Genomic DNA, 25,107 nt, shown 5'->3' on the forward strand with positions numbered 1-25,107 from the left:
ATTAATTAAAAAACAGTACAACCATTCAATGGTTGTACTGTTTTTTAGTCTCGGCTTTGAATCACCATCAATACTCCTTCATCAAAAACAAACGAAGCACTATCTCCAATAAATTCATTACTTGAATAAGAAGTTGGATACCCCACCCAATGATGATTTAATTGATATCTTTCATCATTGAGCGTTAAATGCATTGGTAACAGCGGACAAAAGTCTAAATATTTCATTCCAGTGATTTTCTTAATATGATACGACCCACTTAGAAAGTATCGGATTACATTTTGACTATCAATGAGTCTCAGCCTTGAAAGATAGGGTTTAATATTTGGCTTTAAGACCATCAAAAAATTGGTCAGCAAGTGATCAAGACGCCCGCCTGAAAAGCCATAAATATCGATCTCATTCTTAGGAAAATACTTGCCAGCGGTCCTGATACCCAATTCAGTATCAGTCTCATCCTTTACCGGATCAACCCGAATAACGTGCTTGGCTTTTTGTAATATTATTTTAAATTCCGAATCTGAAACCGAATCGAAGTCACCAACAGCGTATTCAGGAATAATGCCCAATTTGATTAGTCGTAAACTTCCTCGATCAACCCCAATGAAGGGACCCTTTATTTTTTTAGTCTTTAAGTTAGATGGCCATAACTCAATTGGTCCCCCAACAACGACATTTACCTTATTCATAACTAAAAATTAGTAGCGTTCTTAAGAGCCTGAATACGAGCAGCAGGATCTTTTGCATCAAAAACATATGAACCAGCTACAGCGACGTTTGCGCCAGCTTTATAGGCGTCAACCACCGTCTTATTGTTAACACCACCATCAATTTCAATGTCATAGGAATATGAATCATTTTCTTCACGTAATTTATTTAATTCTCTAACCTTACTAATCGTTTCAGGAATAAACTTTTGACCACCAAATCCGGGATTAACAGTCATCACAAGAACTTGATCAACCATGTACAAGACTGGCTTAATCATCTCCACTGGGGTTCCCGGATTAATTACGACTTCAGCTTTAACGTTTTTATCTTTAATCATTTGAAGAGCACGATGAATATGGGGAGTTGATTCAACATGAACCCCAATAATATCTGCGTTAGCATCAGCAAAAGTATCAATATATCTTTCAGGATTCTCAATCATTAAATGACAGTCAAGTGTTAATCCAGTAATGGGGCGAATCTCTTTGACCCAGCCTGGACCATAGGCAATCGCTGGAACAAACATCCCATCCATAACATCGATATGTAGTAATTCCGCACCACCCTTATCGACCTTTTCAATGTCTTTTTGTAGGTTTACGTAATCCGCACTTAAAATTGAAGGAGCAACTTTAATCATGTTTAATTTCCTCTTTTCTTATTATAAATTGGCTTTTGTGCTTTTAATAAATGATATTCTTGCAGATAATCATCATACCTGCTCGATAGAATTGTACCACTTTCAACCCCAGCTTTCACGGCACAACCAGGTTCATTAACATGCAGACATTCACGAAACTTACAGTTGGGTGAAGCACGTACAAATTCCGGGAAATAATTTTTTAATTCATTTGACTTAATTTCCAAAGTATCAAAAGAAGAGAAGCCTGGTGTGTCAGCAATCAAGCCGCTATTTACCGTTAGTAAAGACACCTTCCTAGTGGTATGCTTCCCTCGACTTAAAGACTTAGATACGACTCCAGTTTTAAGCTTTAACTTAGGGTCAATTTCGTTAAGCAGTGTTGATTTTCCTGACCCAGTCTGACCCATTACGATTGATTGTTTGTGAGGAAGTAACTTCGAAACATCGCTCACTGCATTTACATCATCTTTTTTATCAGGTAACACAACTTCATAACCAATTTTCCTATAATCAGCCGCAACCGTTTTAAAAAAATCAACCTGCGCTTTTGACGTTAACAAGTCAGTCTTACTAAGATAAATAATCGGGATAATCTTCTGCTTTTCGAGGGCCACAAGTTGCTTATCTAATAGTGAGAAAGAAAAAGCAGGTTCAATGGCTGAATTAACTACAATTGCTTGATCAGTATTAGCAACTGGCGGTCTAACTAATTGATTAAACCGTGGTAAAACCCTTAAAATGTATCCCTCGTTCACATTAGTTTCATCAAACTCAACCAGGTCGCCAACGATGGGTTTAATATTTCTTTTTCTAAAGTTCCCTCGTGCTCTCGTCCGGTACATTTTTTCATCGGACTCAACGTCATAGAACCCACTCAAAGATTGATAAATCTTGCCTTTTCTCACATTAATCTCCTATTGAATCCTCTGAAAGCCCGCGATAAAGAAGCCATCAGAATCATAGTCGTCTGGATAAATTTTTAAAGCATCTGTATCACGATTTGGCTTTAGGTCTTTTCTTGTCTTGACCCAAACCGGTTTAAAGTTTTGGTGCTGATCTAAAAACCTGCTGACATTCTCACTATTTTCTTGATTCATGATGGTACATGTACTAAATACCAACTGTCCGCCCACTTTGAGTGTTGGTGCCACAGCATTCAAAATTTCAGTTTGAATTTTTACAAGATGTAAAACGTCATCAAGTGTCTTATCGTATCTAATCTCTGGTTTACGCCTCATCAATCCAAGTCCCGAACAGGGAGCATCAACCAGGATTTTATCAAAAGTACTTTCACCAAATAATTCAGAAACATTACGAGCGTCAATGGCATGAACTTCAATATTATCTTTCACACCCATTCGGGCTGCATTTTGCTCAATTTTGGTTAATTTTTTGAGGTGCAGATCTAAAGCTTCAACCTTACCAGTAGTCAAATATTCAGCAATTTGCGTGGTTTTACCACCAGGAGCCGCACAAGCATCTAGTACATAGTCATCATTTCTAATGTCCATGGATTGAACTGGCAACATGGCACTTTCGTCCTGAATCGTAAACAAACCCTCTTTAAACAGAGGACTACCACTAGCACTTTTACCAGATAAGATAAGCGCATGATCAGCTACTTCACTACTCTTAACCTCATATCCCTCTTGGAAAAATTTCTTCTTTAAATCATCATCAGAAATCTTACGATGGTTCACCCGGACTGATTGCTTAGCTGGCTGATTAATACTTTTAAGTATATCAACCGTCTTATCCATACCAAGTTGCTCATTAAGTTGCTTTACAATCCACAGCGGAACACTATAAAAGATTGAGTCGTAAGTGGCAGTGTCTTTAATTTTATCAATTGGCGGCAATCCATTTCGTTGGATGTAGTGAAGGACTCCGGTAACAAGTCGTCTAATACCATCATGCCCACGCTTTTTGGCAATCTTAATTGATTCATCAAAAATCGCACGATCTGGTATTTTGTCTAAATACTGCATTTGATAAATTGCCGTATACAGTAATTCTTTGACCCAACCATCAAGTTTGTCAGATCTTTTTACTAAATGGTCAACATAATAAGCTAACGTTAACCGGTGCTGAATCACACCATAAACGATATTAGTATACAGGGAAATATCTTTGGGACTCATCGTGCTAGAATCGATCACATTGTTGATTTGAAGATTAGAATATGCACCGCCATGAACACGCTCTAGTGTTCTTACGGCTAAGTATCGTGGATTACTTGAGTTATTTTCTGTCAATAAATTGATCTCCAATTTCTAATTTCTGGTTGCCGTTCAAATATTCGGTAATTGATTTTTTTGGCTTCCCAGACGGTTGAATTTCTTCAATTCCCAAAACCGTTCCGTTCCCAGCAGCAATTTTTAAATGGTGTTTATCTTTACTAACCACCTTACCAGGATCTAAATCAGTCTGCTCATCAATAACCGTTGTTTCCCAAATCTTATTTGGTTTCCCATTCACCATTGCAAATGCGGTCGGATCGGGTCTTAACGCTCTGACTTTTGCATCAACCAAACTAGCAGGTTGAGAAAAATCTAGCTCTTCTTGTTCTCGCTTAATGTTTGGCGAAAACACAACTTGCTCTTCATCCTGTTTTTGGGGATGTGCAGTTCCATTAATAACTTCTTTTAAAGTCTTTAAGAGAAGGTCACGTCCCACTAAACTTAACTTTTTAAACATACTATAAGTATCGTCGGTGTTTTCAATCTTCACAGATTGTTGAGCTAAAACATCACCAGCATCCATCTTTTTGACCATGTACATGATCGAAATTCCGGTTTCTTTATCTCCGTTCATAATGGCATATTGAACCGGAGCCCCACCACGATATTTCGGCAGTAAAGATCCATGAACATTGATATCCGCAATTTGTGCTGCTTCAAGCAATTTAGTCGGCAAAAATTGGCCAAATGCAGCAGTAATAATAAAATCTGGCTTCATTTGAATAATTTCTTCCATTTCGGGACTTCCACCTAATTTTTGCGGTTGTAGTACCGGTAACCCTAAATCTTGACTAGCTTTCTTAACCGGTGATTCTTCAATTTGATGTTTTCGCCCCACCGGTCGATCTGGCTGGGTTACCACTGCCAACACTTTGTAGTTCTGATTTAAAGCTTTTAGGATTGGAACACTAAATTCAGGCGTTCCCATAAATACAATTGATTTCATAATAATTCACCTACATAAAACTGACTGGTTCTGGATCAATCCCGATCCGTAAACCCTTTCTAACTTCTTTTTGTGATATTTGTAAAATATGCTTTAAGCTTTCATTAAGTTTTAAGTCACGTTTGTACTTAATAATGATTTGGAAATAATAACGTTTTTTCATTCGAGCAATCGGCCTAGGGGTTGGCCCCAAAATAATGGTAGTTTGATCAAGCGACTTTTTAAGATAATTAGCAACCTCATAAGATTCATTAGCCGCCTGCCTCTCATTTAGTGAACTAATTGAAACTTTAATGGTAAAGAAGTATGGAGAATAATCAGCTAAATGTCTTAATTGCATTTCTTTTTGATAAAATGCTTCATAATCCTGGTCTTTAGCCAATTGAATCACATAATTATCTGGATTATAGGTCTGAATAATGACTTCTCCATCCTTATCAGCTCGTCCAGCTCGTCCGGAAACTTGAGTTAATAAATCAAACGTTCGTTCACTAGAACGAAAATCAGGTAAATCCAATCCAGTATCAGCATTTAATACCCCCACCAAAGTTACATTCGGAAAATCCAGTCCCTTAGCAATCATCTGCGTTCCTAGTAAAACATCAGCATGATGTTCACCAAATTCACGAAGTAACTTCTCATGAGAACCCTTTTTCCGGGTTGTATCGACATCCATTCTGATTACTCGCGCTTTTGAAATGAGTTCATGTAATTGTCGCTCTACCTTTTCAGTTCCAGTACCAAAGTAACGAATATTTTTACTGTGACAGTTGGGACAATACTTAGGAATTGGTTCCTCAAATCCGCAGTAGTGACACTTCATCGTATGAGAATCCATGTGAAGCGTCAAAGAAATATCACAGTTGGGACACTTTAAAACATAGCCACAATCTCGACACATCAGAAAAGACGAGAATCCCCGACGATTAAGCATTAACACTACTTGTTCGTGCTTTTCAATTCTTTGCTTAATCGCACTAAGTAATTGGTGCGAAAAGATTCCATCATGAGTCTCTTCCTCTCTGGTCATGTCAACAACTGAAACTTCTGGTAAACGCCTTTGATTAATGCGATCGGGAAGGCGTAAAAATTTATAAACTCCCTTTCCGGCACGAGCCCTTGACTCAAGCGAAGGTGTTGCACTCCCAAGTACGACTGGGCAATGATGATAATTGCCACGCCAAATGGCAACATCCCGCGTGTGATAACGCGGATTATCATCCTGCTTGTAACTTGTATCGTGTTCCTCATCAAGAATAATAATCCCAATATCAGAAAGAGGAGCAAAAACTGCTGATCTTGCCCCTACTACTACCTTTGCCTTTCCATTATTAATTCTACGCCACTCATCATACTTTTCCCCAGTTGACAAACCACTATGAATTACAGCAACTTGATTACCAAACCGATTTTTAACTCGATTAACCATCTGGGGGGTTAAAGAAATCTCTGGAACTAACATCAACGCCGTCTCACCTAAATCCAGAGCCTTTTGGATGGATTGAAGATAAACCTCAGTCTTACCTGATCCAGTTACTCCTTCAAGTAGATAGGTCTCATTTCGATGGGTTTCAATGGAACGATCAATTTCACGAACGGCATGTGCTTGATCAACGGTCAACTTTTTTGGTTGATCAATTGTAATATCATGTTTATATGGATCACGATACTTCTCAACCTGAACTTTTTTTATCCAATTCTTCTTTTCAAAACTGCTAATCGCTGAATTGGATATTTTAAGATCATTAACGAGGTGGGTCTGAATAACTGGTTGATCAGTATGGTGCTCTAAAACAGAAAGTAAGTTTAATTGAGAAGTGGCATTCTTACGAAGCTGTTTTTTTGCCTGACCAAAATCACTTAATTGATTTAAAATGGCCGTTTCCGTTTTCTTTTTGGCTTCATTTTGAACTTTGTAAATCACTTGGATTTTATTGTTCTTACGCAACTTAGCAAGTTTTCCCATCTCAGTACTATTAAAATGCTCCGTGTCAAACGGAACCATACTCTGGTCTTTAAACTTATCATTAAGCTCTTGATCGGCAAGATTTCCAGTTGCTTTTACATAGGTTGTATATCTTGCCTTCATCGCATTAGGAAGCATGGTCAAAAGACAACTAATTCGAAAAGAATAAGTTGTATCAGCCAACCACTTAGAAAGTTCAATCATTTCGTCGTTCAACACTGGGCTCAAATCCATGGTACTATCAATCTTTTTGAGTTGATTAAGCTGGTCCGGTTTCTCATCTGTAATATCAACGACAAAACCTTCAACTTTTCTGTTTCCATTCCCAAATGGAACAATGACCCTCATGCCTCGTTTCAGTTGATCTTCTAATCCAGTAGGAATTAAGTAAGAATAGGGTATATTTGTTTGCATGGTCGGAACATCAACAATCACTTTTGCAATTTTCAAATTACCCCTTCTTTCCATTCTTGCATATTACATATTAGCTATAAAAGGTCAACAACGACATCTAACACTTCACTAGCAACTTTTAATTTAGACTCAACTTCTGTCTTTTTGACCAAACCATCCTTTGAGATGATTGAAACCTGATTATCATCACTATTAAAACCAATTAATGAATTGGAAACATCATTTAATACCACTAGGTCTAATTTCTTTTTCATCAACTTTTGCTTAGCATTTTTAAGAGGATCATTGGTCTCGGCCGCAAAACCGACTACCACCTGATTAGGGTTCTTCTGTTGTGCCACTTTTGCAACAATATCATCGTTCTTAATTAGATGGAGATCTAAAGAATCATGGTCTTGATCCTTCTTGATTTTTTGTTTTTCCGCATGAGCAGGTTTAAAATCACTAACTGCAGCAGCCATAATCAAAACCTGATTATCTGAAAATAAGCGTTGTACTTGGTGCTCCAGTTGCTCAGCAGAACTAACTTTGATAACTTTCACACCATCTGGAATCTGGCACTGACTGTTGGCACTTACAAGTGTCACTTTAGCCCCCATTTCTTTAGCAACCTCAGCAATTGCATATCCCATCTTTCCTGATGAATTATTTGATAAGTACCTAACCGGATCAATTGGTTCTCTAGTACCACCAGCAGTTACTAGTACATTAACCCCAGAAAGAGGTTGGTCATCATGATCACTTAATTGACTAACCACAAACTGATAAATTTCTTCTGGTTCAGCAAGTCGACCTAGAGCTGAATATCCTTCGGCTAGTGGACCAACTTGTGGCTCAATAAATTCGATACCATCATCTTTTAATCTTTGAAGATTTCTTTGGGTAGCTGGATTTTTTAGCATGACATCATTCATTGCTGGCGCAAAATACTTGGGGCACTCCATGGCTAACATAGTCGTACTTGCAAAATCATCCGCAATCCCATTTGCTGTTTTAGAAATAAAATCAGCGGTAGCTGGGACAACAATTGCCAAATCGGCCCATTTAGCTAGCCCAATATGATTAATCGTTGTTGAGTCATCAAAATAACTTTGATCATCATAGACATCATTCTTCGATAAAACTTGAAAAGTTAATTTCGAGACAAATCGTTTGGCAAACGGTGTCATTACAACTTTGACACTAGCACCATTCTTTTTTAAAAGTCTCAATAAATAAACTGCCTTATAGGCAGCAACGCTACCAGATACAAATAAGACAATTTGCTTCCCGTTTAACAAAATTATACCCTCCAAAGTATTTCTTATTAATTATACTACACATCCCTTATTATTCATTTAATAAAAAAGGACCCTGTGATGAGGTTCATCACAAAAGTCCTTTCTTACTTAGTTTTTGGAGCGATGGTTAACACGCCAGCAGCAATTTCTTCCAACGCCATTCCAACTGATTTTACTGACTTATAATGGGAAAGCAGTGGTTTAGCACCTTGATCAAGTTCTTCAGCTCTTTTGCTGGCTAACATAACGAGCGAATATCTTGAATCAACGTGTTGCAATAAATCTTCAAGTGGTGGATAAATAAACATTAAACTTCATCTCCTAATTTATTAAGATAATTTGGCATAACGCGGTTTACCTTTAAACGTTCGCTTTTAACAATTGTTTTAATTCGGTCTACCGCATTTGAAACCTTATCATTCACAACTGCATAATCATAGTTTTGCATCATTCGGATTTCCTTAGAAGCTTTTTCAATTCGTTTGTTGATAACTTCAATATCATCAGTCCCACGGCCAACCAAACGATCCCTAAGTGAATCAATGTCAGGTGGAGTTAGGAAAATAAAAACTCCATCGGGGCAGTTGGCACGCACCTGCATGGCACCATTAACTTCAATTTCCAGAAAAACATCTCTTCCTGAATCTAATGTCTCGTTTACGTATTGTAACGGGGTGCCATAATAATTGTCAACATACTTAGCATACTCCAGCATCTTACCATTTTTAATATTCTGTTCAAATTGATCCTTTGAAACAAAGTAATAATCAACCCCGTTAACTTCTCCCTCACGGGGTTTTCTGGTAGTCATCGAGATTGAATACTTGAAATCGACATCAGGCTCATTAAAAAGGGCTTTTCTAACCGTTCCCTTCCCCACTCCACTTGGACCAGAAAGAACAATTAACATTCCTCTTTCACTCACTTAAACCGCTCCTTTTTCGTAACTTCTTTATATATATTATGCAATTTATAAATCAATTAATCAATAAGAGATAAAATGAATGCTATTTAATTTTTTGTCTTTTTTGTTGATTGGCCAAGTTTAAAAGTTCAGAAGCGTGTTCCATGGTTAACTTAGTAACTGTGGTTCCTGCTAACATTCTAGCAAGTTCCTTAACTCGTTGCTCACCTGATAAGGGTTGAACCGAAGTTTCCGTTCGATTATTAGAATCAACATGCTTCGAGATGAAATCATGGTTATCAGCCATGGCGGCAACCTGTGGCAGATGGGTGATACACAAAACCTGGGATTTCTTACCAATTGCACTAATTTTATCTGCAATTGCTTGAGCCACTCTTCCCGAAACACCCGTATCTACCTCGTCAAACACGATTGAAGTTACTCCTTGGACGCGGGAAAAGATCGTTTTAAGAGCTAACATAATTCGAGAAAGTTCACCACCTGAGGCAATTTTGGATAACGGTGCCATGTCCTCACCCGGATTCGTTCGGATGTAAAACTCAACTTCTTCAATTCCATTTCGATTAAAAGTATCTTTAGGTAAATTGGAAAAACGAACTTCGAACTGCGTTTTATCCATGTACAAATCAGCTAATTGTTGATGAATTTCAGCAGTTAACTTTTCGGCTTGCTGATGTCTAATATCACTTAACCTTTTCCCAAGTTTATTTAATTCTTTGACGGAAGCATTGAAGCGTTCTTCTAAATTATTGCCACTCTTTTCATCCGTCTCCATATCAGTTAATTCACCAGAGATTTTATCGTAATACTTTAAAATCTGTTTAATCGAATCACCGTATTTTCGTTTTAACTCAAAAATAGTATTTAAGCGTTGCTCAACTTCGTTCAATCTGTCAGGGTCAAACTCCAAATTATCCATCTGATTACTAATCTCTCCAGAAGCATCTTGCAGCGTATAATAAGCATTTTTAACATTCTCAGAAATTGACTTAAACTCATCATCTAACCGTTCTAAATCTTCAAGAGCATTCATGGCATCCCCGATCATATCAATCGGACTAATACTTTCATCACCATTAATATCATTAAAACTTCTTCCTAGACTATCGCTAATGGCTTGAAAATTATTTAAACGATCCCTTTCGGCTATCAGATCTTCTTCTTCGCCATCCGTTAAATCAGCCGTTTCAATTTCATTTACCTGGTACTTAAGCATATCAATGCGTTGAGCCCATTCTTTTTCATTTTTATTTTTATTATTTAATTCTTTCTTTAATTTAAGGTATTTTTCATATTGTTCCTGATAAAGCTTAAGCGTAGGTTTGAGGCTGTCGCGAGCAAATTCATCAAGTAATCCAATGTGCTTATCAGGTTGCATCAGCGCTTGATGTTCATTTTGTCCATAAATATCAACCAAAGTTTCGCCAACTTTTTTTAGCGTATTTGTATTCACCAATATACCATTGATGCGACATACGTTGCGGCCATTACGATATAATTCACGCTGTAAAATTACCGTATCATCATCATGTTCGATCCCAAATTTATCCAACACATGAGCAGTAAGACCATCTTTAGGAATAGCAAACATTCCCTGTAAAATTGATTTGTTCGCACCCTTTCTAATAAAGTGAGACGATCCCCTACCACCAGCAAGTAGACCAACGGCATCAATAATAATCGACTTTCCTGCACCAGTTTCTCCTGACAGAACTGTCATCCCTGAGTAAAAATTAACTTCCAATTGATCAATAATCGCAAAGTCTTTGATTGAAATTTCCTGTAACAACTTCTCACCTTCTTAATTATTTAAACTTTTATAAGCCCGATCCATGACACCATCAACTGCAACATCGTTTCCTACTTCAGGGTCATCAGATGACTTTAGATAAATCAAGAATTCGATATTCCCTTCACCACCCTTGATGGGAGAAAAATCAAGTCCTAAAACAGAAAAACCAGCCTCAGTCGCAAACTGAATGACGTTATTAATCACCTGTTTATGCACGTTTTTGTCCCTTACAATGCCATGCTTACCAACGTTTCCACGACCAGCCTCAAACTGGGGTTTTATTAATGCCACTACTTCCCCATTTTTAGCTAAAATTGATTTTAAGGGCTTTAAAATTAATTTAAGAGAAATAAAAGAAACGTCAATTGAGGCGAAACTAGGTTCTCCACAAGTAAAATCTTCTGGTTTACTGTACCGAAAATTAGTATTCTCCATTACAACAACACGAGGGTCATTTCTAAGCTTCCAAACTAATTGGTTTGTCCCAACATCTAAGGCGTAACTCAATTTAGCTCCATTTTGTAACATTACATCCGTAAACCCCCCGGTGGAGGATCCGATGTCCAAAACGATTCTATCACGAACACTAATATTAAAACTTTTGAGTGCTTTTGCTAATTTTAATCCACCCCGACTGACAAAGGGAAGTGCATTTCCCTTTAAATGCAGCTTAGTTTCAACTGGAATCTTCACCCCAGGCTTATCCATGCGTTGTTCATTTTTTCCAAGTACTTCACCAGCCATGACGGCTCTTTTTGCCCTTTCGCGTGTGTCAAACAATCCTTGCTTGACAAGTAAGACATCAACCCGCTCTTTATCCTTTGCCATTATAACCTCACTTTTTCACCACAAAATAAGATAAAAATGAATCTAACAAATCGGGTGAAAATTCATCCGGCAACTTACTTAATGCCTCTTGACTTTTACTAACAGTCTCATCTAATTTTTGAATTGCTCCATTAATTCCCAACAAATTTACATACGTATTTTTATCAACATCATCCTGATTTTCAAGGTTAGGAGCATCTTTAATATCATCAAATATTTGAAATGCTAGCCCAAAATTCCAAGCAAACGCAGATAAACATTTCCGACTTGCTTGATCAGCATCAGCAATGGTCGCTCCTGCTATAACACAATAATGAAACAGCTCACCGGTTTTGTTTCTATGTAAATGCATTAATTCATCCAGATTCAAATGTTGGTTATCTGAACTAACATCTACAGTTTGACCAGCTACCATTCCGTCTGGACCAGCAGCATGGGACAATAACTGAATCAATTGAACTTTTTTTACAGCTGACAAATCAGCTCTTGAAAGCCAGTTAAACGCTAACGTCAACAATCCGTCTCCAGCTAAAGTTGCAATATCAGCGCCAAATTTTTTATGATTGGAAAGTTGACCACGACGATAATCATCATTGTCCATAGCTGGTAGATCATCATGAATTAAAGAATAGGTATGAACTAACTCAACCGCAGAACTGGTTTTAATGGTGGACTCGTCAACTTCGTAATTCAAAGTTTTTAGGGTGGCTAACGTCAATAATGGTCGTAACCGTTTTCCACCAGCCATCAAAGAATATTTCATTGCATCTACAATTAATTTTATCGAGCTCGACTTATCAATGTTTGTTTCTAAAGTTTGATCGATTTTCGGAATATATTCAGCTTTAAATTCTGAAAGAGTTTGTTTATTGGGTGTCATCACTGTCTCCACCTTGTTGATCACGATCAAATGGGATTTCATTATCACTGTCATCCATCATTTTAGTAAGCGTTTTTTGTGCATTTGAAAGTGTCTTTTGCATTTCGTTACTTAACTCAACTCCATCTTTAAATTCTGAAAGGGCTTTTTCTAAAGGTACGTCCCCCTGTTCAAGTTGATTAACAATTTCTTCTAATTTATCCATATTTTCTTCAAAAGTTGGTTTTTTATCTGCCATTATTTACTGTCTCCTTTAAGTCCAACATGATCAACGGTTGCACTAGCACTTCCGTCACTGAACTGAATACGAATGTGTTCATCCTTTTTTAAATCCTTAGCCGACTTAACTAATTTATCATGATCGTTTGTAACCATCCCATATCCAGAACTCATTAAACGTAGCGGGCTGAGATGGTCGAGTGCACTGACGTTTGAATTTAACTGAGTCCGTTTTGTTTTCAAAATCACTTGAACGGACTTTTTCATCGATTCAAGATAATAATTAACCTGTTTTTGGTTTGCATTGATGCTATGAACCGGTGAGTTTAATTTTAGTTGTTCTAAATAAGCTTGAAGTTGATTATGGTAATGATTTAGTAAATCTTTCATGTTAGTACCCAGTTTGGTATTTAAAGTATCTAATTGCTGGACATAGGATTCATAAAGACGTTCGGGCTGGTTAAAAACGTAAGAATTCATTACTTTATCGTATTGTGACCTCGAACGGGCCAAAATGTTATCCATGGCGTTATAAATCCTAGTCTGTTTAGTCTTTAAATCAAGAATTACATCACTAAGCACAGGAACTGCCAACTCAGCAGCTGCGGTCGGGGTTGCTGCCCGTTTGTCAGAAACTAAATCAGCAATCGTTGTATCAGTTTCATGTCCAACTGATGAAATCACTGGAATTTTACTATTATAAATAGCTCTTGCGACAATTTCTTCATTAAATGGCCATAAATCTTCAATAGAACCACCACCACGACCAATAATAAGAGTATCAAATCCACCAATTTCGTTGACTCGGTTAATTTGATGAGCGATCTCACTCGCTGCATTCTCACCCTGAACAGCTGCTGGAAACAGGACAATTTGAGCAATCGGGAATCTCCGTCTAACGGTGGTGATAATGTCCTTAATAACTGCACCACTTTGAGACGTAACTACGGCAATTCTCTTAGGATACATTGGAAGAGGTTTTTTATGAATTTCCTCAAACAAGCCCTCTTTGGCAAGTTTATTTTTTAACTGTTCGTAGGCTTCATAAAGTTGACCTACTCCATCCGGTTCCATGTGATCAATATAAAACTGATACATTCCGGTTTTTTCATACACGGAAACATGTCCAGTAACAAGGACTTTCATTCCCTCCTCTGGCATGAATTTAATCTTAGAGAAGGCCGATTTAAACATGGTAACGTTAATTTTTGAGTTATCATCCTTTAAACTAAAATATTGATGAGTTGGTCGCAAGCGAAAATTGGAGATTTCACCGGTAAGATAAACTCGTCCTAGGTATGGATCAACGTCAAATTTCTTTTTGATATACTGTGTCAAAGCTGATACAGTTAAATATTTACTTGCCACTCTTTTTGCTCCATTCACACATATCAACCGTTTGTTGCATCAAGGTTGCGATTGTCATTGGTCCTACGCCACCCGGCACCGGAGTGATATATTCGATATTGTCACTTTTTGATTTGTATTCGACGTCGCCAGCCAATTTACCATTCTCATCCATATTTTGACCAACGTCAATAACAACGGCACCTGGTTTAAAATCATCATCATTTAATATAGCATACTTGCCGACCGCTGAAATAACTACATCAGCTTGCTTCGTGTACTTTGAAACATCATCAGTGTGACTATGAACGTCAATCACAGTTGCATCGGCGTTAATCATCAAAGCTAACATTGGCTTTCCAACAATTGAACTACGGCCAACAATCACAACGTTTTTACCATCTAAGTCAATATGGTACTCCGATAGTAAAGTCATAATGCCCTTCGGAGTACATGCAACCGGGTAATTCTCCTTAAGATTAAGAAATAACTTGCCGACATTAACGGGATGAAAACCATCCACATCTTTTGTAGGATCAATTGCCTCAATCACTTTGTCTTCGTTAATATGATCAGGAAGTGGCGATTGAACTAAGATTCCATTGATTTCAGGGTTCTCATTCAAACTTCTCACAATTTGGATCAATTCGTCTTGCGTGGTTGATTCAGGTAAAGCTTTCTTAACGGAATAGATGCCTAACTCTGTTGCCTTTTTTTCTTTGCTTCGAACATATCTTTGACTTGCCTGGTCATTTCCAACGATTACTACCGCTAATCCTGGAGTAATTCCAGCTTGTTTTAGTTTAAAAACTCGCTTTTTTGTTTTTAAGTTCAGGTCTTTTGCAACCTTTCTGCCATCAATTATGCTAACCACGAAAACATCTCCCGATACATTATTATTAGTACAATTCTAGCATATTATTTTTGTTCTAGCTAAATGTAAAAAAATAAGAACCCATAACGGGTTCCTATTTTTCAATCGCACTATCTAAAACGCCATTAATAAAGTTTCGTGACTTATCATCACAAAACTTTTTAGCTAATTCTAAAGCTTCATTAATGGCAACCTTATTTGGCGTTGCTTCTTCATACTTAATTTCATACAGCGCAATTCTTAAGATAATTAGGTCAGCTTTACTAATTCGATCAATCGACCATTTATTCGCTAAGTGATCCGTAATGATCTTATCAAGTTCACTCTTATGCTCTCTTACCCCATTAACGATTTCCAAGTAATATTCTGGTGCCCTTACATCTTCATTAGTAAGATAATCAAAAAATTCACTTGGTTCAACAGCATCATTACTTTCCATCGCAAATAAGGTTTGAAAAGCTAACTCTCTAATTTGATGTCGACTTATTTTCACTTTTTATCCTCATTATCGAATAATTTATCAGTATCAACTTTACCAGTACTCTTTGGAGGAATCATTCCCTCAACGTGAACATTTACGGAACCGATACGAAGGTCAGTCATAAACAACAACTGTTGTTTTACTTGATTTTGAATCTCTAAAGCAACCTTAGGAACCGAAACCCCGTAATTTAGGTATACAAAAATATCAACATTCAATTTGCCATTCTCAATTGCTAATCTGATGCCCTTACCGCGCTCTTTTCTTCCAAATAATTCGTTAACACTGGAAGAAAAACTACCACGCATCCGGTTAACTCCTTCAACTTGCACGGCCGCAATTCCAGCAATGACCTCAATCACACGAGGTGCAATTTTAATCGACCCTAGGTCTGATTTCTTATTGTCGAGTGTAATGAAACTTTCGTCTGCTGCCATAATATAACCCCCAATTGGCTAAACAATCAGATCATTCTGACCATTATGCCCGAGAAATGTAAGTACCGTCATCAGTATTGATCACTAACTTATCACCCTTATTTACAAAGAATGGAACTTGAAGCGTTAAACCAGTGGTCATAGTAGCGGGTTTAGAACCACCGGAAGCAGTATCACCTTTAATCCCAGGTTCAGTATCCGCTACTTCAAGTGTGACCGTCTTAGGCACTTCAACTCCCAAAGTTTCACCGCCGTACTGAATAACTTGAACTTCCATATTCTCTTGTAAGTAGTTCATTTCTTCTTTAACTTGCTCTCTTGGAATCGTTAGTTGTTCATAATTATCCATGTCCATAAAGACAAGGCCACTACCATCATCGTAGAGGTATTGCATCTTTTTGGTTTCAATGTTAGCTTTTTCAACTTTAGCACTAGCTCTGAAAGTCTTTTCCTGAACGGCTCCCGTCCTTAAATTCTTTAACTTAGTACGAACAAATGCTCCACCCTTACCGGGCTTTACGTGTTGAAAACTAACAATCTTCCAGATGTTATTGTCAGCTTGAATGGTCATACCATTTTTTACTTTTACAATTGAAATTGACATTTTCATGCCTCCCACATATTTATGTTCCTATCATATCAATATCGATCACGTAAAAGCAAGTTACGATATTGATAAAAAAAGAGACCCCTGCATTAACGCTAGGCCTCTTTGGATTTACTTAGTTGCTACTTCTGCTTCAGGGTAAACAGAAACTTGACGTTTGTCACGACCTAAACGTTCGAAACGAACAATCCCATCAACTAAAGCAAATAATGTGTCATCTCCACCACGTTTAACGTTCTTACCTGGATAGATATGAGTTCCACGTTGACGGTATAAAATTGTACCAGTTGTTACTGATGAGCCATCAGCAGCTTTAGTCCCTAAACGACGTCCAGCTGAGTCACGACCGTTAGATGATGAACCACCGGTTTTATGGTGAGAGAAAAATTGTAGATTCATTTTTAACATGCGTTTACACCTCCAAATTAAAAGTGTTATTTTACTTCAACGTAATTCGAATACTGTTTTGAAATATCCATAAGTCCATTCATAAAGCTTTTAAGTAACGTTTGGACCTTAACATCATTCAAATGTTCAACCGGAATCTTAACTTGGAGATATCCTCCATTTTTTTCATCCTGTTCTACATATGGATCAATGTCACAAACGGTAATTAACCCGTTCACAGAAGAAATTGCTAACGCTGATACTGCTGCACAGACGATATCATGCCCATACTCACCAGAATCAGCGTGGCCAGTCACTTTAAATCCAGTTATTAAATTATGATTTAAATCAAATGTAGCTTTAATCATACGACTTAAGCGTTAATCTTGTTGATAGTAACCTTAGTATAAGGTTGTCTATGACCCTTCTTTGATTGAGCACCCTTTTTAGGTTTGTATCTAAAGATACGGATCTTCTTACCCTTACCTTGCTTATCAACTTTTCCTTCGACTGAAGCACCATCGACTAATGGTGAACCAACCTTAGGGGTTTTGCCACTAACAAAGACAACATCATCAAAAGTAACCTTGTCACCTTCGTTAGCATCAAGTTTTTCAACAAAGATGGCTTCACCTTCAGAAACTTTGTATTGCTTGCCACCTGTTTCAATAATTGCGTACATGTAGTGCACCTCCTTATAATTTGCTTAGACTCGCCAGTATTAAGTGCCCACTGGGCTTTAAAACTCAAACTGAGCGGTTGTAGCTGTGGAAGTCCACAATTACAACATCATAAGTATATAAAAATTAATGTTATAAGTCAAATAAAAAAAGGACACGCCAGATATTAAGCGTGTGCCCTTTTTTCGAGATGTCGCAGGAGCGATTCGAACGCTCGACCTACGGTTTAGAAGACCGTTGCTCTATCCAGCTGAGCTACTGCGACATAAACTCAAACAACAAGAATAATTATATTGAATATCGAACTATAAGTCAATGGTTTTTAGTACATTGCTTGATTTAATGATCATTTAAAACCAGCTTTAAATCATCTTGCAGTAGACTATTAAATCTATCGATGATTGTATCTGGGCTAAAGCCTAAATCAACAATGCCGAACTTTAAGAATAAAGTCCAAGCGTGCTTATATCCAATCTTGCTTTTCTCATAATAACTTTTTAGTAACATATTCAGCATCGACAAATACAAAGAATTAAGGTCGTCAGTTTTTTTCATTCCTAATAACTTATTTAACATCTCGTCATCTACAGTAATCACATCCACCCAACTTTGTAGGTTAGCAATTAGCAAAAAATCCCTGAGAGTCCTAATGTAACTTTCGAGCTGGTTGTCACGATTGTTCTCGGAACTAGTGATGTCTGTTTGAAGCATCCCAGAATTTTTAGCCAATTCAGAAAAGTGAATGTCTAACGAAACGTAAGAACTTGAAACATGAGTTCCGGGTTTCCAGATTGTTTGATTTTTAGCATCTAATTGCCGATATAAGTTGACTGTATCAGAAACCATTTTGTTAATATCCATCATTATTTTGCCACTCCTTAATTTGCTGTTCAATTTGAGTAATTTCTTCAGGATGTTGAACTAAATCATACCAAGTAACGTCCATCTTGTTTCTAAACCACGTTAGTTGTCTCTTAGCGTAGTGTCTTGAGTCTTGCTTAACATCTTCTACTACTTGATCCAAACTTTCGTTACCCTTGAAATATGAGATGAATTCGCGGTACCCAATTCCCTTACTAGCAGGAATTTTACTCCCCCCATTTTCAAAAAGCCATTTATTTTCTTTAATTAACCCGTTTTCCATCATCTGGTCTACTCGTTGATTAATCCGCTGGTATAGGACATCACGACGCGTATTAAGTCCCACAATCAATTCATCATACTGCTGTCCCTGATTATTCTGCTTGGAAATTGGCTTTCCACTAACAAGGTATACTTCGAGAGCCCGTAAAATGCGTCGTGTGTTTTGCATAGGTGTCTTTGATGCCGTTACAGGATCAACCTGATTTAATTTATCCCACATTTTCATTGGACCAAATTCGTTAAGTTCATTAATCAATGTTGCTCTAATTTCAGGATCATTCTTACTTCCTAAATTTAATCCCCTTAAGAGTGAATTAAGATAAAATCCAGTGCCACCAACAATAATTGGAAGATGCCCTCGATTCGTAATTTCCTTAATTAATTTTTCAGCAGCTTCAACAAAATCAACCACCGAATATTGTTCGTCAACATCAATGATGTTTATTAAATAATGAGGAATTCCCTGTTGCTCCGTTCGAGAAATCTTGGCAGTACCAATATCTAGATGACGGTAAACCTGCATTGAGTCGCCAGAAATAATTTCTCCATTAAACTGTTTTGCAATTTTAATTGATAAGTCCGTTTTTCCAACAGCCGTTGGACCAACAATTGCTAATAATTTGTTCATAAATTCACCTAATTAATGATGTTCTATACTGGATATATTAGCGCAAATAACGCATAATGGACAAGTAGATAATAAAAAAGGAGGCAATGACTATGAGTAAATTTACACAAGGATTTACTACAGGAGTTGCAGCATGTATTGGAATCGCTGCAGGGGTTTGGCTTTCATTCAAGAAAACGGTGGTTCAACCAATGGAGGAACAAGAGTCCAAAATTAATGAAAACCGTAAAAGAGCAAACAGAAAAAGTCATTCAGCTCATTTAAGTTAATTATTAATAATAAAAAGAGAACTCGATCGAGTTCTCTTTTTAGTTAACCCTTTTTAATTTTGCCATCCCATCGCTGGTAACCCTCGTTAAGAATTGAAATATTTTTAAAACCCTTTTTGTGAAGGAATTTGGCAGCTTTCATACTCAAAGTCTTATTCTGATCGTACAAATAAACTGGTAGATCTGGTCTCAGTTCTTGATAAAAACTTCGAAAAGTTGAATATGGCATGTTTCTTGAACCAAGAATATGACCATCATTAAAAGCTTTACTTTCACGTAAGTCAATAACTTGCGATTTGCGAATCCCACTTTGAAATTCATCTTCATTTAAAAACTTACAATAGCGTTTGGCCATTAAAATAGTAAATTCATGGTATAACCACCAAATTAACAGAACCACTCCTAGAGTGATCAGGAAATAAAGAACTGAAACTATCACACTACTCAATTAAAATCTCTCCAATACTTTTATCTAAATTGTAATGCTAACGAAGCTGCACCAATTACCCCAGCATCATTACCCAACTGAGCTAATTTAACTTTAGTTGAATCTCTAATTGATGGAAAGGCATTTTCCTGGAAATATCTAGTAGTTGGTTGAAGCAAAGTGTTTCCAGCATTCGAAACTCCACCACCAATAATGATACTTGCTGGGTTCAAAGTATTTCCAATATCAGATAAGGCTAGTCCAAGGTAAAAACAAATCTTATCCACAACCTGATTAGCAAAAATGTCGCCATTATCTGCTAGGTAAAAAACCATTTTTGAAGTGATTTTTTCATCAGTATTTTCGAGATCTTTTAACCGTGAATGTCCCTTAAAATCTTTAGACATATCCTTAGCTACGTGAACAATTCCAGTTGCTGAAGCGTACTGTTCTAAGCAACCCCTTTTGCCACAGGTACAAAGATAACCATTTGGTTGAACAGCAATGTGTCCAACTTCACCTGCTCCACCATTAACACCATGAAGGAGTTTACCGTTAGCAATGACTCCACCACCAACTCCAGTTCCTAACGTAACAAAGACTACGTCGTCTTCAGTACTGCCTGCACCCTTCCAGTATTCACCTAAGGAAGCCACATTGGCATCATTGTCTAATTGAAATGGTAATCCAACCCCATTCTGAATCAATTCTCGAACTGGTTGTTCATCTTTCCAGTTAAGGTTAAAAGCTTCGGAAACTGTCCCCTTTTCACGGTTTACAGTTCCTGGTGTTCCCATTCCAATTCCAACAAAATCATTAATGGTTTTGTCAGAATCCTCGATATGTTTGTTGATTGACTTAACAATATTCTCAACGATGTGAGCGCCCTTATCACTAGTATCAGTGAGTACTCTCCATTTATCAAGAACCTCACCATTTTCGTCCAAAAAAGCCATTTTAGTAGTGGTACCACCTAAGTCAATTCCAATCAAATTCTTTGCCATTCTATAGACCTCCCGTCTCATTTTTAGATTTTAAGTTTTTTTCTTCAATCCTGTGTTCACGTGTTAATACTAGTTTTGCGGATGTAAACTCTCGATCACTAACTACATGAGCATCATGAAGATGGTCGAGTTCTAAGGCCATTACTTCAATATCCCAAAGTCGTTTACCGACATATACATATATTCCAAATTTTTTTAACAGTTGTTGAACATCATATAGAGTTGTCATTTTAATCATCATCCTAAATTAACTATGTACAACGTGTCAACGAACAGAACCTAAATAGTACATTATTATTATACCAATAATTAAAGCGGTTGCATAAAATAATCTCATAATTTTATTTAAATTGATATTGTGCTTTAATCCTACAACAAAACTAATCAGGTAACCACCAATGAATCCGCCAATATGACCAAAAATATCAATACCAGGCGTAAAGATATCAAATACAAGGTTAATTACCACAAAAAGAATAAACGTCTTTGCAGTACTTCTGACAAATGAATCACCACGATACTGAAAAGCAATCATTAAAAAGGCACCGAATAATCCAAAAATAGCGGTACTGGATCCTGCTGAAATTCCACTTCCAAACGCGAAGCTCATTAAATTTCCACAAAATCCTGCAACCATAAAAATGACAAAATATCTTAAATGACCAACGATTGGTTCAATTAATTTCCCCAAATAATATAAAGTGATTCCATTAATTAAAATATGTTGAAAACCAATATGAACAAAAATGGGAGTAATTAGGCGCCACCACTGACCATCTTTTACTAAGGGGTTATATTGCGCACCAAACTTTAGTAGATTAACGGTGTTCTCTGAGCCACCACTTAAAGTCATCATTAAATATACAACTACCATGATGAACAGTAATAAGTACGTTACCCAGGGATAATTATTGACTCTTTTAAGTTTTTGTTTGATCATCTTAAATCCTCTAAAAAATAATCCGATCCAATCTAACGTCAAATGGATCTGGCTTCCAATTTAACTCAGAAACGATTTGTGATTTTTGGGCCAGTGAAACCTTATAGCCGTCAAATCGAGATAAATAACGATCATAAAATCCCGCACCATAACCAATTCTCTGATTACTATCAGTATTAAAAGCAACTCCTGGAACCACCATCAAATCAATCAAATTACTGATGATCGTCTTTCCATTAACGGGCTCCCAGATCCCAAACTTAGTCTTTTGAAACTTTAAAGTATGGCTAAGCTCAACAAACTCCATCTGATGCTTAGGAAGTGTATGAGGAACCACCACCTTTTTCCCATCATTTAAAGCCGCAAAAATTATGGGAGCTGTAGGAATCTCAATGGCTGTATTCATGGTTGTGGCAACCACCTTGGCGTTCTGCCATTCTTGAAGGTCAAAGAGCGCTTCATACAACCCATAAAAGAATTGATCCGATGGCTTAGCATTTTTCATTCTTTTTAAAACCAATTCTCTAACTTTATTTTTATTCATTTACATCACCTATTAATTTTATAATAAAAAAGATTTTGGGTAAAAACCCAAAATCTTATTTTGTTTCGCGATGTAAAGTAACTTTTCTATCACGTGGGCAATACTTTTCTAATTCTAAGCGATCGGGATTATTTCTACGACTCTTAGTTGATAAGTAATTGCGTTCGTGGCATTCAGTACATTCCAAAGTGATATGAACACGCATGTCAAATACCTCCAAACATATTCGTTTTTTATAACTAATTCAACAATCATAATATTAACATCTTTAGCACTATATATCCAGTCTCATTTAAAGAACGTTAAGTAATTTTACTTAACAGTATTTTATGGCTTATTCTGAACATCATCCCAGTATGCTTGATAAATTTGTTTAGCAAGATTCAAGTTATTACTTTCAGCGTCAACCGGAAGATTAGGAATGGCTAATGCGACCACTACCTGTGGATCCTTTGATGGTGCATAGGAGGCCAAACTCAGAGTAACAGTTGGTTTACCATTGTAAAATGTTTGGGCAGTACCCGTCTTAGCAGATACTTCGGGAGATAGAATTGACAAATCTCCACCGGTTTTATATTTATTGGTACCATGAACTACTTGATACAATCCCTGTGTAACAACGTTTCGTTCTTGTTGTGTCATTGGAATTTCATTTAACACCGTTGGCATCGTCGTATTTTGAACAGCTCCAAGTTGTCCGTTCTTGGTATTGGTTGATCTTACATTTTGAACCACATGTGGCTTCAAACGATATCCGCCATTAGCAATGGTGGACATGTATTGGGCTAATTGAATCGTAGTGTACGAATCATAGTTACCAAATGATTCATCCAAAGATTTCCCAATATTAGCAAACGTTGATGGTCCTTGAATGCCGGCAGTTTCACCCGGTAGATCAATCCCAGTTTTAACACCTAAACCAAATTGATTGAAGTAGTTTCGTTCGATGTTAAAAATGTTGGGACTCATGTTAAGTGATCCTCCTGCTTTATACCTGAAGCCCCCTTCTTTCATAGCAAGTTGCATCATGTAAGAGTTAGAGGAAACCTCTAGAGCACCCTGGGCGTTAACCGGCATGTTGGCCTCACCATTTTTGTTAAACCAAGAACTCTTCTTAGCTCCACCAATATCAATTGGCATATCTTCCATTGTACTGTTATTCGGTGTAATAACCTTATCCATTAGGGCACCTGAAACCATTGCACCCTTAACAACCGATCCCATTACAATGGCACTGTTGATGGTTCCTAATTCGTTTGGTGTAACTTTACCAGTCTTAGGATCACGGTTAACACCAGCCATTCCAATTACCGCACCGGTCTTTGGGTTCATAACAACGGCATAAGCCCCCGTTGAATCACCAACGCCCCCAGACTCTGCACCTTTAACTAAATCTTGGAGTTTATTTTGAAACTTAGAGTTAATGGACAACTGAAGATTCTGGCCCCGTTGGCCTGGATACTTCTTAACTTCTTTAACAATCTTGTTATCCCCTCCAACTTTAACCTCGGTCTGAGACTTAGAGCCACGTAAAATTGGTTCATATTGTTGTTCCAAATTACTTTGTCCAACTGAATCATTTCTTGAATACCCTTCAGCTAAAAGTTCATTAACCCGATCAGAAGGTAACCCAGTTTTACTAGATGAAACATTTCCAACAATACTTTGAATCTCGTTTCCAGATGGATAATCACGAGACCAACTTGTTCCAACCTGAACTCCAGGCATTTCAGAAGCATGTTCACCAACTTCAGCAATTTCTTTGTTACTTACACCATCCGTTTTAATGTTGGTAGTTGATAATTGATAAGCCCCACTCATTTCCGTAAAAATAGCAGCTGCGTTCTTCATTTGAGGAGTAACCTTTACAATTTTCCCATTTTGGATCATATCTAAAGCTTTATTATAAGCTGCTTGTGGCGCTAACTTTGTTCCATTAGGAACTTCCTTAGTAGCGTTTGTAAGGTTAGTCTTATCGGCCAAGTAGTATTCACCAATCTGCTTTTTAGTAAGCTCTTTAGTTGGGAGGGTGATGTAACTCCCAAGTTTATTGGCATCATTATAAATCTCCTGGGGCATTACGCTTAATCCTTTAGTATAGGTGATGGCCCGATGAGTTTTGTTACCAACTAAAACTTTCCCGGTTGAGTCATAGATCATCCCACGCGGAACATTACCATACTTAACTGAATTATCGCTCTGATTAACATCAGATTTATAAACTGATCCTTGAAAAATCTGCATGTATGCTAGTCGAAATACTAAAACTGCAAACAATATTCCAACAATTGCGAAGATAAAATTCAGTCGAAATGGAATTTTGGAATTACCGTTTCGTCGGCTTGAATCCCGACTCCTTCTTCTAAATAACCGATCAAAAAAGTTTCTCACGATGCTAACGCTCCTTAACTAATTAATAACTCGAATTCATCATTTATAGCGTTTTTCTTAATTTATATATGATACTCTATTTATTAGAAAAACGGCAAACCTAG

The 25,107-nt window shown here is 37.2% G+C and carries 31 protein-coding genes, 1 tRNA gene and 1 other annotated feature; of the genes, 1 reads left to right on the forward strand and 31 read right to left on the reverse strand.

Features of this window, described 5'->3' with window-relative positions:
* Positions 1–44: 44 nt before the first annotated feature.
* From AC6UD0_RS01095 to miaA, 24 genes are all read right to left on the reverse strand, one after another.
* On the reverse strand, positions 45–689 hold the full coding sequence (locus tag AC6UD0_RS01095) for a thiamine diphosphokinase (protein WP_500693709.1): 645 nt from the start codon (positions 687–689) through the stop codon (positions 45–47).
* Between the two features lie 2 nt (positions 690–691).
* Complete coding sequence (rpe, locus tag AC6UD0_RS01100; protein WP_500695683.1) at positions 692–1,351, reverse strand: ribulose-phosphate 3-epimerase; 660 nt, start codon at positions 1,349–1,351, stop codon at positions 692–694.
* Between the two features lie 2 nt (positions 1,352–1,353).
* The gene (rsgA, locus tag AC6UD0_RS01105; protein ID WP_500696724.1) at positions 1,354–2,259 is read right to left on the reverse strand and encodes a ribosome small subunit-dependent GTPase A; all 906 of its coding nucleotides are present in this window, start codon (positions 2,257–2,259) and stop codon (positions 1,354–1,356) included.
* 9 nt (positions 2,260–2,268) lie between these two features.
* Positions 2,269–3,609 (reverse strand): 16S rRNA (cytosine(967)-C(5))-methyltransferase RsmB, encoded by a 1,341-nt coding sequence (gene rsmB, locus AC6UD0_RS01110; RefSeq protein ID WP_500707873.1) that lies wholly within the window; start codon positions 3,607–3,609, stop codon positions 2,269–2,271.
* Complete coding sequence (fmt, locus tag AC6UD0_RS01115) at positions 3,596–4,540, reverse strand: methionyl-tRNA formyltransferase (RefSeq protein WP_500707874.1); 945 nt, start codon at positions 4,538–4,540, stop codon at positions 3,596–3,598. The genes rsmB and fmt overlap by 14 nt, the downstream gene beginning before the upstream one ends.
* A 10-nt stretch (positions 4,541–4,550) precedes the next feature.
* Complete coding sequence (gene priA / locus AC6UD0_RS01120) at positions 4,551–6,974, reverse strand: primosomal protein N' (RefSeq protein WP_500707875.1); 2,424 nt, start codon at positions 6,972–6,974, stop codon at positions 4,551–4,553.
* Between the two features lie 20 nt (positions 6,975–6,994).
* Positions 6,995–8,200 carry a bifunctional phosphopantothenoylcysteine decarboxylase/phosphopantothenate--cysteine ligase CoaBC gene (gene coaBC / locus AC6UD0_RS01125; RefSeq protein WP_500707876.1) on the reverse strand — a complete coding sequence of 402 codons (1,206 nt, stop codon included), beginning with the start codon at positions 8,198–8,200 and terminating at the stop codon, positions 6,995–6,997.
* A gap of 104 nt (positions 8,201–8,304) precedes the next feature.
* Positions 8,305–8,508 (reverse strand): DNA-directed RNA polymerase subunit omega, encoded by a 204-nt coding sequence (rpoZ, locus tag AC6UD0_RS01130; RefSeq protein WP_500707877.1) that lies wholly within the window; start codon positions 8,506–8,508, stop codon positions 8,305–8,307.
* On the reverse strand, positions 8,508–9,125 hold the full coding sequence (gene gmk, locus AC6UD0_RS01135) for a guanylate kinase (protein WP_500693701.1): 618 nt from the start codon (positions 9,123–9,125) through the stop codon (positions 8,508–8,510). The genes rpoZ and gmk overlap by 1 nt, the downstream gene beginning before the upstream one ends.
* An 82-nt stretch (positions 9,126–9,207) precedes the next feature.
* A complete protein-coding gene (gene recN / locus AC6UD0_RS01140) occupies positions 9,208–10,914 on the reverse strand; it encodes a DNA repair protein RecN (RefSeq protein WP_500707878.1) in 1,707 nt (568 codons plus the stop codon).
* A 12-nt stretch (positions 10,915–10,926) separates the two neighbouring features.
* The gene (locus AC6UD0_RS01145; RefSeq protein WP_500693699.1) at positions 10,927–11,745 is read right to left on the reverse strand and encodes a TlyA family RNA methyltransferase; all 819 of its coding nucleotides are present in this window, start codon (positions 11,743–11,745) and stop codon (positions 10,927–10,929) included.
* A 7-nt stretch (positions 11,746–11,752) separates the two neighbouring features.
* A complete protein-coding gene (locus AC6UD0_RS01150) occupies positions 11,753–12,625 on the reverse strand; it encodes a polyprenyl synthetase family protein (protein ID WP_500707879.1) in 873 nt (290 codons plus the stop codon).
* On the reverse strand, positions 12,612–12,863 hold the full coding sequence (locus tag AC6UD0_RS01155; protein ID WP_500693697.1) for an exodeoxyribonuclease VII small subunit: 252 nt from the start codon (positions 12,861–12,863) through the stop codon (positions 12,612–12,614). Before AC6UD0_RS01155 ends, AC6UD0_RS01150 begins: the two co-directional genes overlap by 14 nt.
* The gene (xseA, locus tag AC6UD0_RS01160; RefSeq protein WP_500699509.1) at positions 12,863–14,212 is read right to left on the reverse strand and encodes an exodeoxyribonuclease VII large subunit; all 1,350 of its coding nucleotides are present in this window, start codon (positions 14,210–14,212) and stop codon (positions 12,863–12,865) included. The genes AC6UD0_RS01155 and xseA overlap by 1 nt, the downstream gene beginning before the upstream one ends.
* Positions 14,202–15,065: a bifunctional 5,10-methylenetetrahydrofolate dehydrogenase/5,10-methenyltetrahydrofolate cyclohydrolase gene (locus tag AC6UD0_RS01165; protein ID WP_500707880.1), complete on the reverse strand. Its 864-nt coding sequence runs from the start codon at positions 15,063–15,065 to the stop codon at positions 14,202–14,204. The genes xseA and AC6UD0_RS01165 overlap by 11 nt, the downstream gene beginning before the upstream one ends.
* Before the next feature lie 94 nt (positions 15,066–15,159).
* Positions 15,160–15,558, reverse strand: a complete 399-nt coding sequence (gene nusB / locus AC6UD0_RS01170; RefSeq protein WP_500693694.1) for a transcription antitermination factor NusB — start codon at positions 15,556–15,558, stop codon at positions 15,160–15,162.
* Positions 15,555–15,983, reverse strand: a complete 429-nt coding sequence (locus AC6UD0_RS01175; RefSeq protein WP_500693693.1) for an Asp23/Gls24 family envelope stress response protein — start codon at positions 15,981–15,983, stop codon at positions 15,555–15,557. The genes nusB and AC6UD0_RS01175 overlap by 4 nt, the downstream gene beginning before the upstream one ends.
* Positions 15,984–16,026: 43 nt before the next feature.
* Complete coding sequence (gene efp / locus AC6UD0_RS01180) at positions 16,027–16,587, reverse strand: elongation factor P (RefSeq protein WP_039143941.1); 561 nt, start codon at positions 16,585–16,587, stop codon at positions 16,027–16,029.
* Between the two features lie 114 nt (positions 16,588–16,701).
* Positions 16,702–16,998 carry a 50S ribosomal protein L27 gene (gene rpmA, locus AC6UD0_RS01185; protein WP_010021538.1) on the reverse strand — a complete coding sequence of 99 codons (297 nt, stop codon included), beginning with the start codon at positions 16,996–16,998 and terminating at the stop codon, positions 16,702–16,704.
* Between the two features lie 26 nt (positions 16,999–17,024).
* Positions 17,025–17,345, reverse strand: coding sequence for a ribosomal-processing cysteine protease Prp (locus AC6UD0_RS01190; RefSeq protein WP_500693692.1), 321 nt, complete (start codon positions 17,343–17,345; stop codon positions 17,025–17,027).
* Between the two features lie 5 nt (positions 17,346–17,350).
* Positions 17,351–17,659 (reverse strand): 50S ribosomal protein L21, encoded by a 309-nt coding sequence (gene rplU, locus AC6UD0_RS01195; protein WP_500693691.1) that lies wholly within the window; start codon positions 17,657–17,659, stop codon positions 17,351–17,353.
* Positions 17,660–17,675: 16 nt separating this feature from the next.
* Positions 17,676–17,748 (reverse strand) — a sequence feature (ribosomal protein L21 leader region).
* Between the two features lie 100 nt (positions 17,749–17,848).
* A tRNA-Arg gene (locus AC6UD0_RS01200) sits at positions 17,849–17,922 on the reverse strand.
* 74 nt (positions 17,923–17,996) lie between these two features.
* Entirely contained in the window at positions 17,997–18,521 is a 525-nt protein-coding gene (locus AC6UD0_RS01205) for a hypothetical protein (RefSeq protein ID WP_500707881.1), read from the reverse strand.
* Positions 18,508–19,428 carry a tRNA (adenosine(37)-N6)-dimethylallyltransferase MiaA gene (gene miaA, locus AC6UD0_RS01210; protein WP_500707882.1) on the reverse strand — a complete coding sequence of 307 codons (921 nt, stop codon included), beginning with the start codon at positions 19,426–19,428 and terminating at the stop codon, positions 18,508–18,510. The genes AC6UD0_RS01205 and miaA overlap by 14 nt, the downstream gene beginning before the upstream one ends.
* Positions 19,429–19,520: 92 nt before the next feature.
* Here miaA and AC6UD0_RS01215 point away from each other — a divergent pair, with 92 nt between their 5' ends.
* Entirely contained in the window at positions 19,521–19,697 is a 177-nt protein-coding gene (locus AC6UD0_RS01215) for a DUF3042 family protein (RefSeq protein WP_500693688.1), read from the forward strand.
* Positions 19,698–19,740: 43 nt separating this feature from the next.
* Here AC6UD0_RS01215 and AC6UD0_RS01220 read toward each other — a convergent pair whose 3' ends face one another.
* The 7 genes from AC6UD0_RS01220 to AC6UD0_RS01250 all read right to left on the reverse strand — a co-directional run bounded on the left by AC6UD0_RS01220 (position 19,741) and on the right by AC6UD0_RS01250 (position 25,003).
* Positions 19,741–20,145 carry a rhodanese-like domain-containing protein gene (locus tag AC6UD0_RS01220; RefSeq protein WP_500696736.1) on the reverse strand — a complete coding sequence of 135 codons (405 nt, stop codon included), beginning with the start codon at positions 20,143–20,145 and terminating at the stop codon, positions 19,741–19,743.
* A gap of 20 nt (positions 20,146–20,165) precedes the next feature.
* Positions 20,166–21,128 (reverse strand): ROK family glucokinase, encoded by a 963-nt coding sequence (locus tag AC6UD0_RS01225; protein ID WP_500693686.1) that lies wholly within the window; start codon positions 21,126–21,128, stop codon positions 20,166–20,168.
* A 1-nt stretch (position 21,129) separates the two neighbouring features.
* Positions 21,130–21,357, reverse strand: coding sequence for a YqgQ family protein (locus tag AC6UD0_RS01230; RefSeq protein ID WP_010021549.1), 228 nt, complete (start codon positions 21,355–21,357; stop codon positions 21,130–21,132).
* Between the two features lie 36 nt (positions 21,358–21,393).
* On the reverse strand, positions 21,394–22,068 hold the full coding sequence (locus AC6UD0_RS01235) for a rhomboid family intramembrane serine protease (RefSeq protein WP_500695700.1): 675 nt from the start codon (positions 22,066–22,068) through the stop codon (positions 21,394–21,396).
* A 10-nt stretch (positions 22,069–22,078) separates the two neighbouring features.
* Positions 22,079–22,612, reverse strand: coding sequence for a 5-formyltetrahydrofolate cyclo-ligase (locus AC6UD0_RS01240; RefSeq protein WP_500707883.1), 534 nt, complete (start codon positions 22,610–22,612; stop codon positions 22,079–22,081).
* A gap of 55 nt (positions 22,613–22,667) precedes the next feature.
* Positions 22,668–22,817 carry a 50S ribosomal protein L33 gene (rpmG, locus tag AC6UD0_RS01245; protein ID WP_500693683.1) on the reverse strand — a complete coding sequence of 50 codons (150 nt, stop codon included), beginning with the start codon at positions 22,815–22,817 and terminating at the stop codon, positions 22,668–22,670.
* A gap of 122 nt (positions 22,818–22,939) precedes the next feature.
* Entirely contained in the window at positions 22,940–25,003 is a 2,064-nt protein-coding gene (locus AC6UD0_RS01250; RefSeq protein ID WP_500707884.1) for a peptidoglycan D,D-transpeptidase FtsI family protein, read from the reverse strand.
* Positions 25,004–25,107: the final 104 nt, after the last annotated feature.

This window comes from Fructilactobacillus sp. X7R9C1 (genome assembly GCF_059901005.1).

What these genes read in the sequence shown, in the direction of transcription:
- AC6UD0_RS01240 (WP_500707883.1), bottom strand. Translation starts at nt 22,612, where the DNA reads ATGAATAAAAATAAAGTTAGAGAATTGGTTTTAAAAAGAATGAAAAAT.
- rpoZ (WP_500707877.1), bottom strand. Translation starts at nt 8,508, where the DNA reads ATGTTTATTTATCCACCACTTGAAGATTTATTGCAACACGTTGATTCA.
- AC6UD0_RS01095 (WP_500693709.1), bottom strand. Translation starts at nt 689, where the DNA reads ATGAATAAGGTAAATGTCGTTGTTGGGGGACCAATTGAGTTATGGCCA.
- rpe (WP_500695683.1), bottom strand. Translation starts at nt 1,351, where the DNA reads ATGATTAAAGTTGCTCCTTCAATTTTAAGTGCGGATTACGTAAACCTA.
- AC6UD0_RS01225 (WP_500693686.1), bottom strand. Translation starts at nt 21,128, where the DNA reads ATGGCAAAGAATTTGATTGGAATTGACTTAGGTGGTACCACTACTAAA.
- AC6UD0_RS01190 (WP_500693692.1), bottom strand. Translation starts at nt 17,345, where the DNA reads ATGATTAAAGCTACATTTGATTTAAATCATAATTTAATAACTGGATTT.
- AC6UD0_RS01215 (WP_500693688.1), top strand. Translation starts at nt 19,521, where the DNA reads ATGAGTAAATTTACACAAGGATTTACTACAGGAGTTGCAGCATGTATT.
- AC6UD0_RS01205 (WP_500707881.1), bottom strand. Translation starts at nt 18,521, where the DNA reads ATGATGGATATTAACAAAATGGTTTCTGATACAGTCAACTTATATCGG.
- rpmG (WP_500693683.1), bottom strand. Translation starts at nt 22,817, where the DNA reads ATGCGTGTTCATATCACTTTGGAATGTACTGAATGCCACGAACGCAAT.
- rplU (WP_500693691.1), bottom strand. Translation starts at nt 17,659, where the DNA reads ATGTACGCAATTATTGAAACAGGTGGCAAGCAATACAAAGTTTCTGAA.
- miaA (WP_500707882.1), bottom strand. Translation starts at nt 19,428, where the DNA reads ATGAACAAATTATTAGCAATTGTTGGTCCAACGGCTGTTGGAAAAACG.
- AC6UD0_RS01150 (WP_500707879.1), bottom strand. Translation starts at nt 12,625, where the DNA reads ATGACACCCAATAAACAAACTCTTTCAGAATTTAAAGCTGAATATATT.
- AC6UD0_RS01230 (WP_010021549.1), bottom strand. Translation starts at nt 21,357, where the DNA reads ATGACAACTCTATATGATGTTCAACAACTGTTAAAAAAATTTGGAATA.
- fmt (WP_500707874.1), bottom strand. Translation starts at nt 4,540, where the DNA reads ATGAAATCAATTGTATTTATGGGAACGCCTGAATTTAGTGTTCCAATC.
- efp (WP_039143941.1), bottom strand. Translation starts at nt 16,587, where the DNA reads ATGTCAATTTCAATTGTAAAAGTAAAAAATGGTATGACCATTCAAGCT.
- AC6UD0_RS01155 (WP_500693697.1), bottom strand. Translation starts at nt 12,863, where the DNA reads ATGGCAGATAAAAAACCAACTTTTGAAGAAAATATGGATAAATTAGAA.
- AC6UD0_RS01235 (WP_500695700.1), bottom strand. Translation starts at nt 22,068, where the DNA reads ATGATCAAACAAAAACTTAAAAGAGTCAATAATTATCCCTGGGTAACG.
- AC6UD0_RS01145 (WP_500693699.1), bottom strand. Translation starts at nt 11,745, where the DNA reads ATGGCAAAGGATAAAGAGCGGGTTGATGTCTTACTTGTCAAGCAAGGA.
- rpmA (WP_010021538.1), bottom strand. Translation starts at nt 16,998, where the DNA reads ATGTTAAAAATGAATCTACAATTTTTCTCTCACCATAAAACCGGTGGT.
- AC6UD0_RS01175 (WP_500693693.1), bottom strand. Translation starts at nt 15,983, where the DNA reads ATGGCAGCAGACGAAAGTTTCATTACACTCGACAATAAGAAATCAGAC.
- priA (WP_500707875.1), bottom strand. Translation starts at nt 6,974, where the DNA reads ATGGAAAGAAGGGGTAATTTGAAAATTGCAAAAGTGATTGTTGATGTT.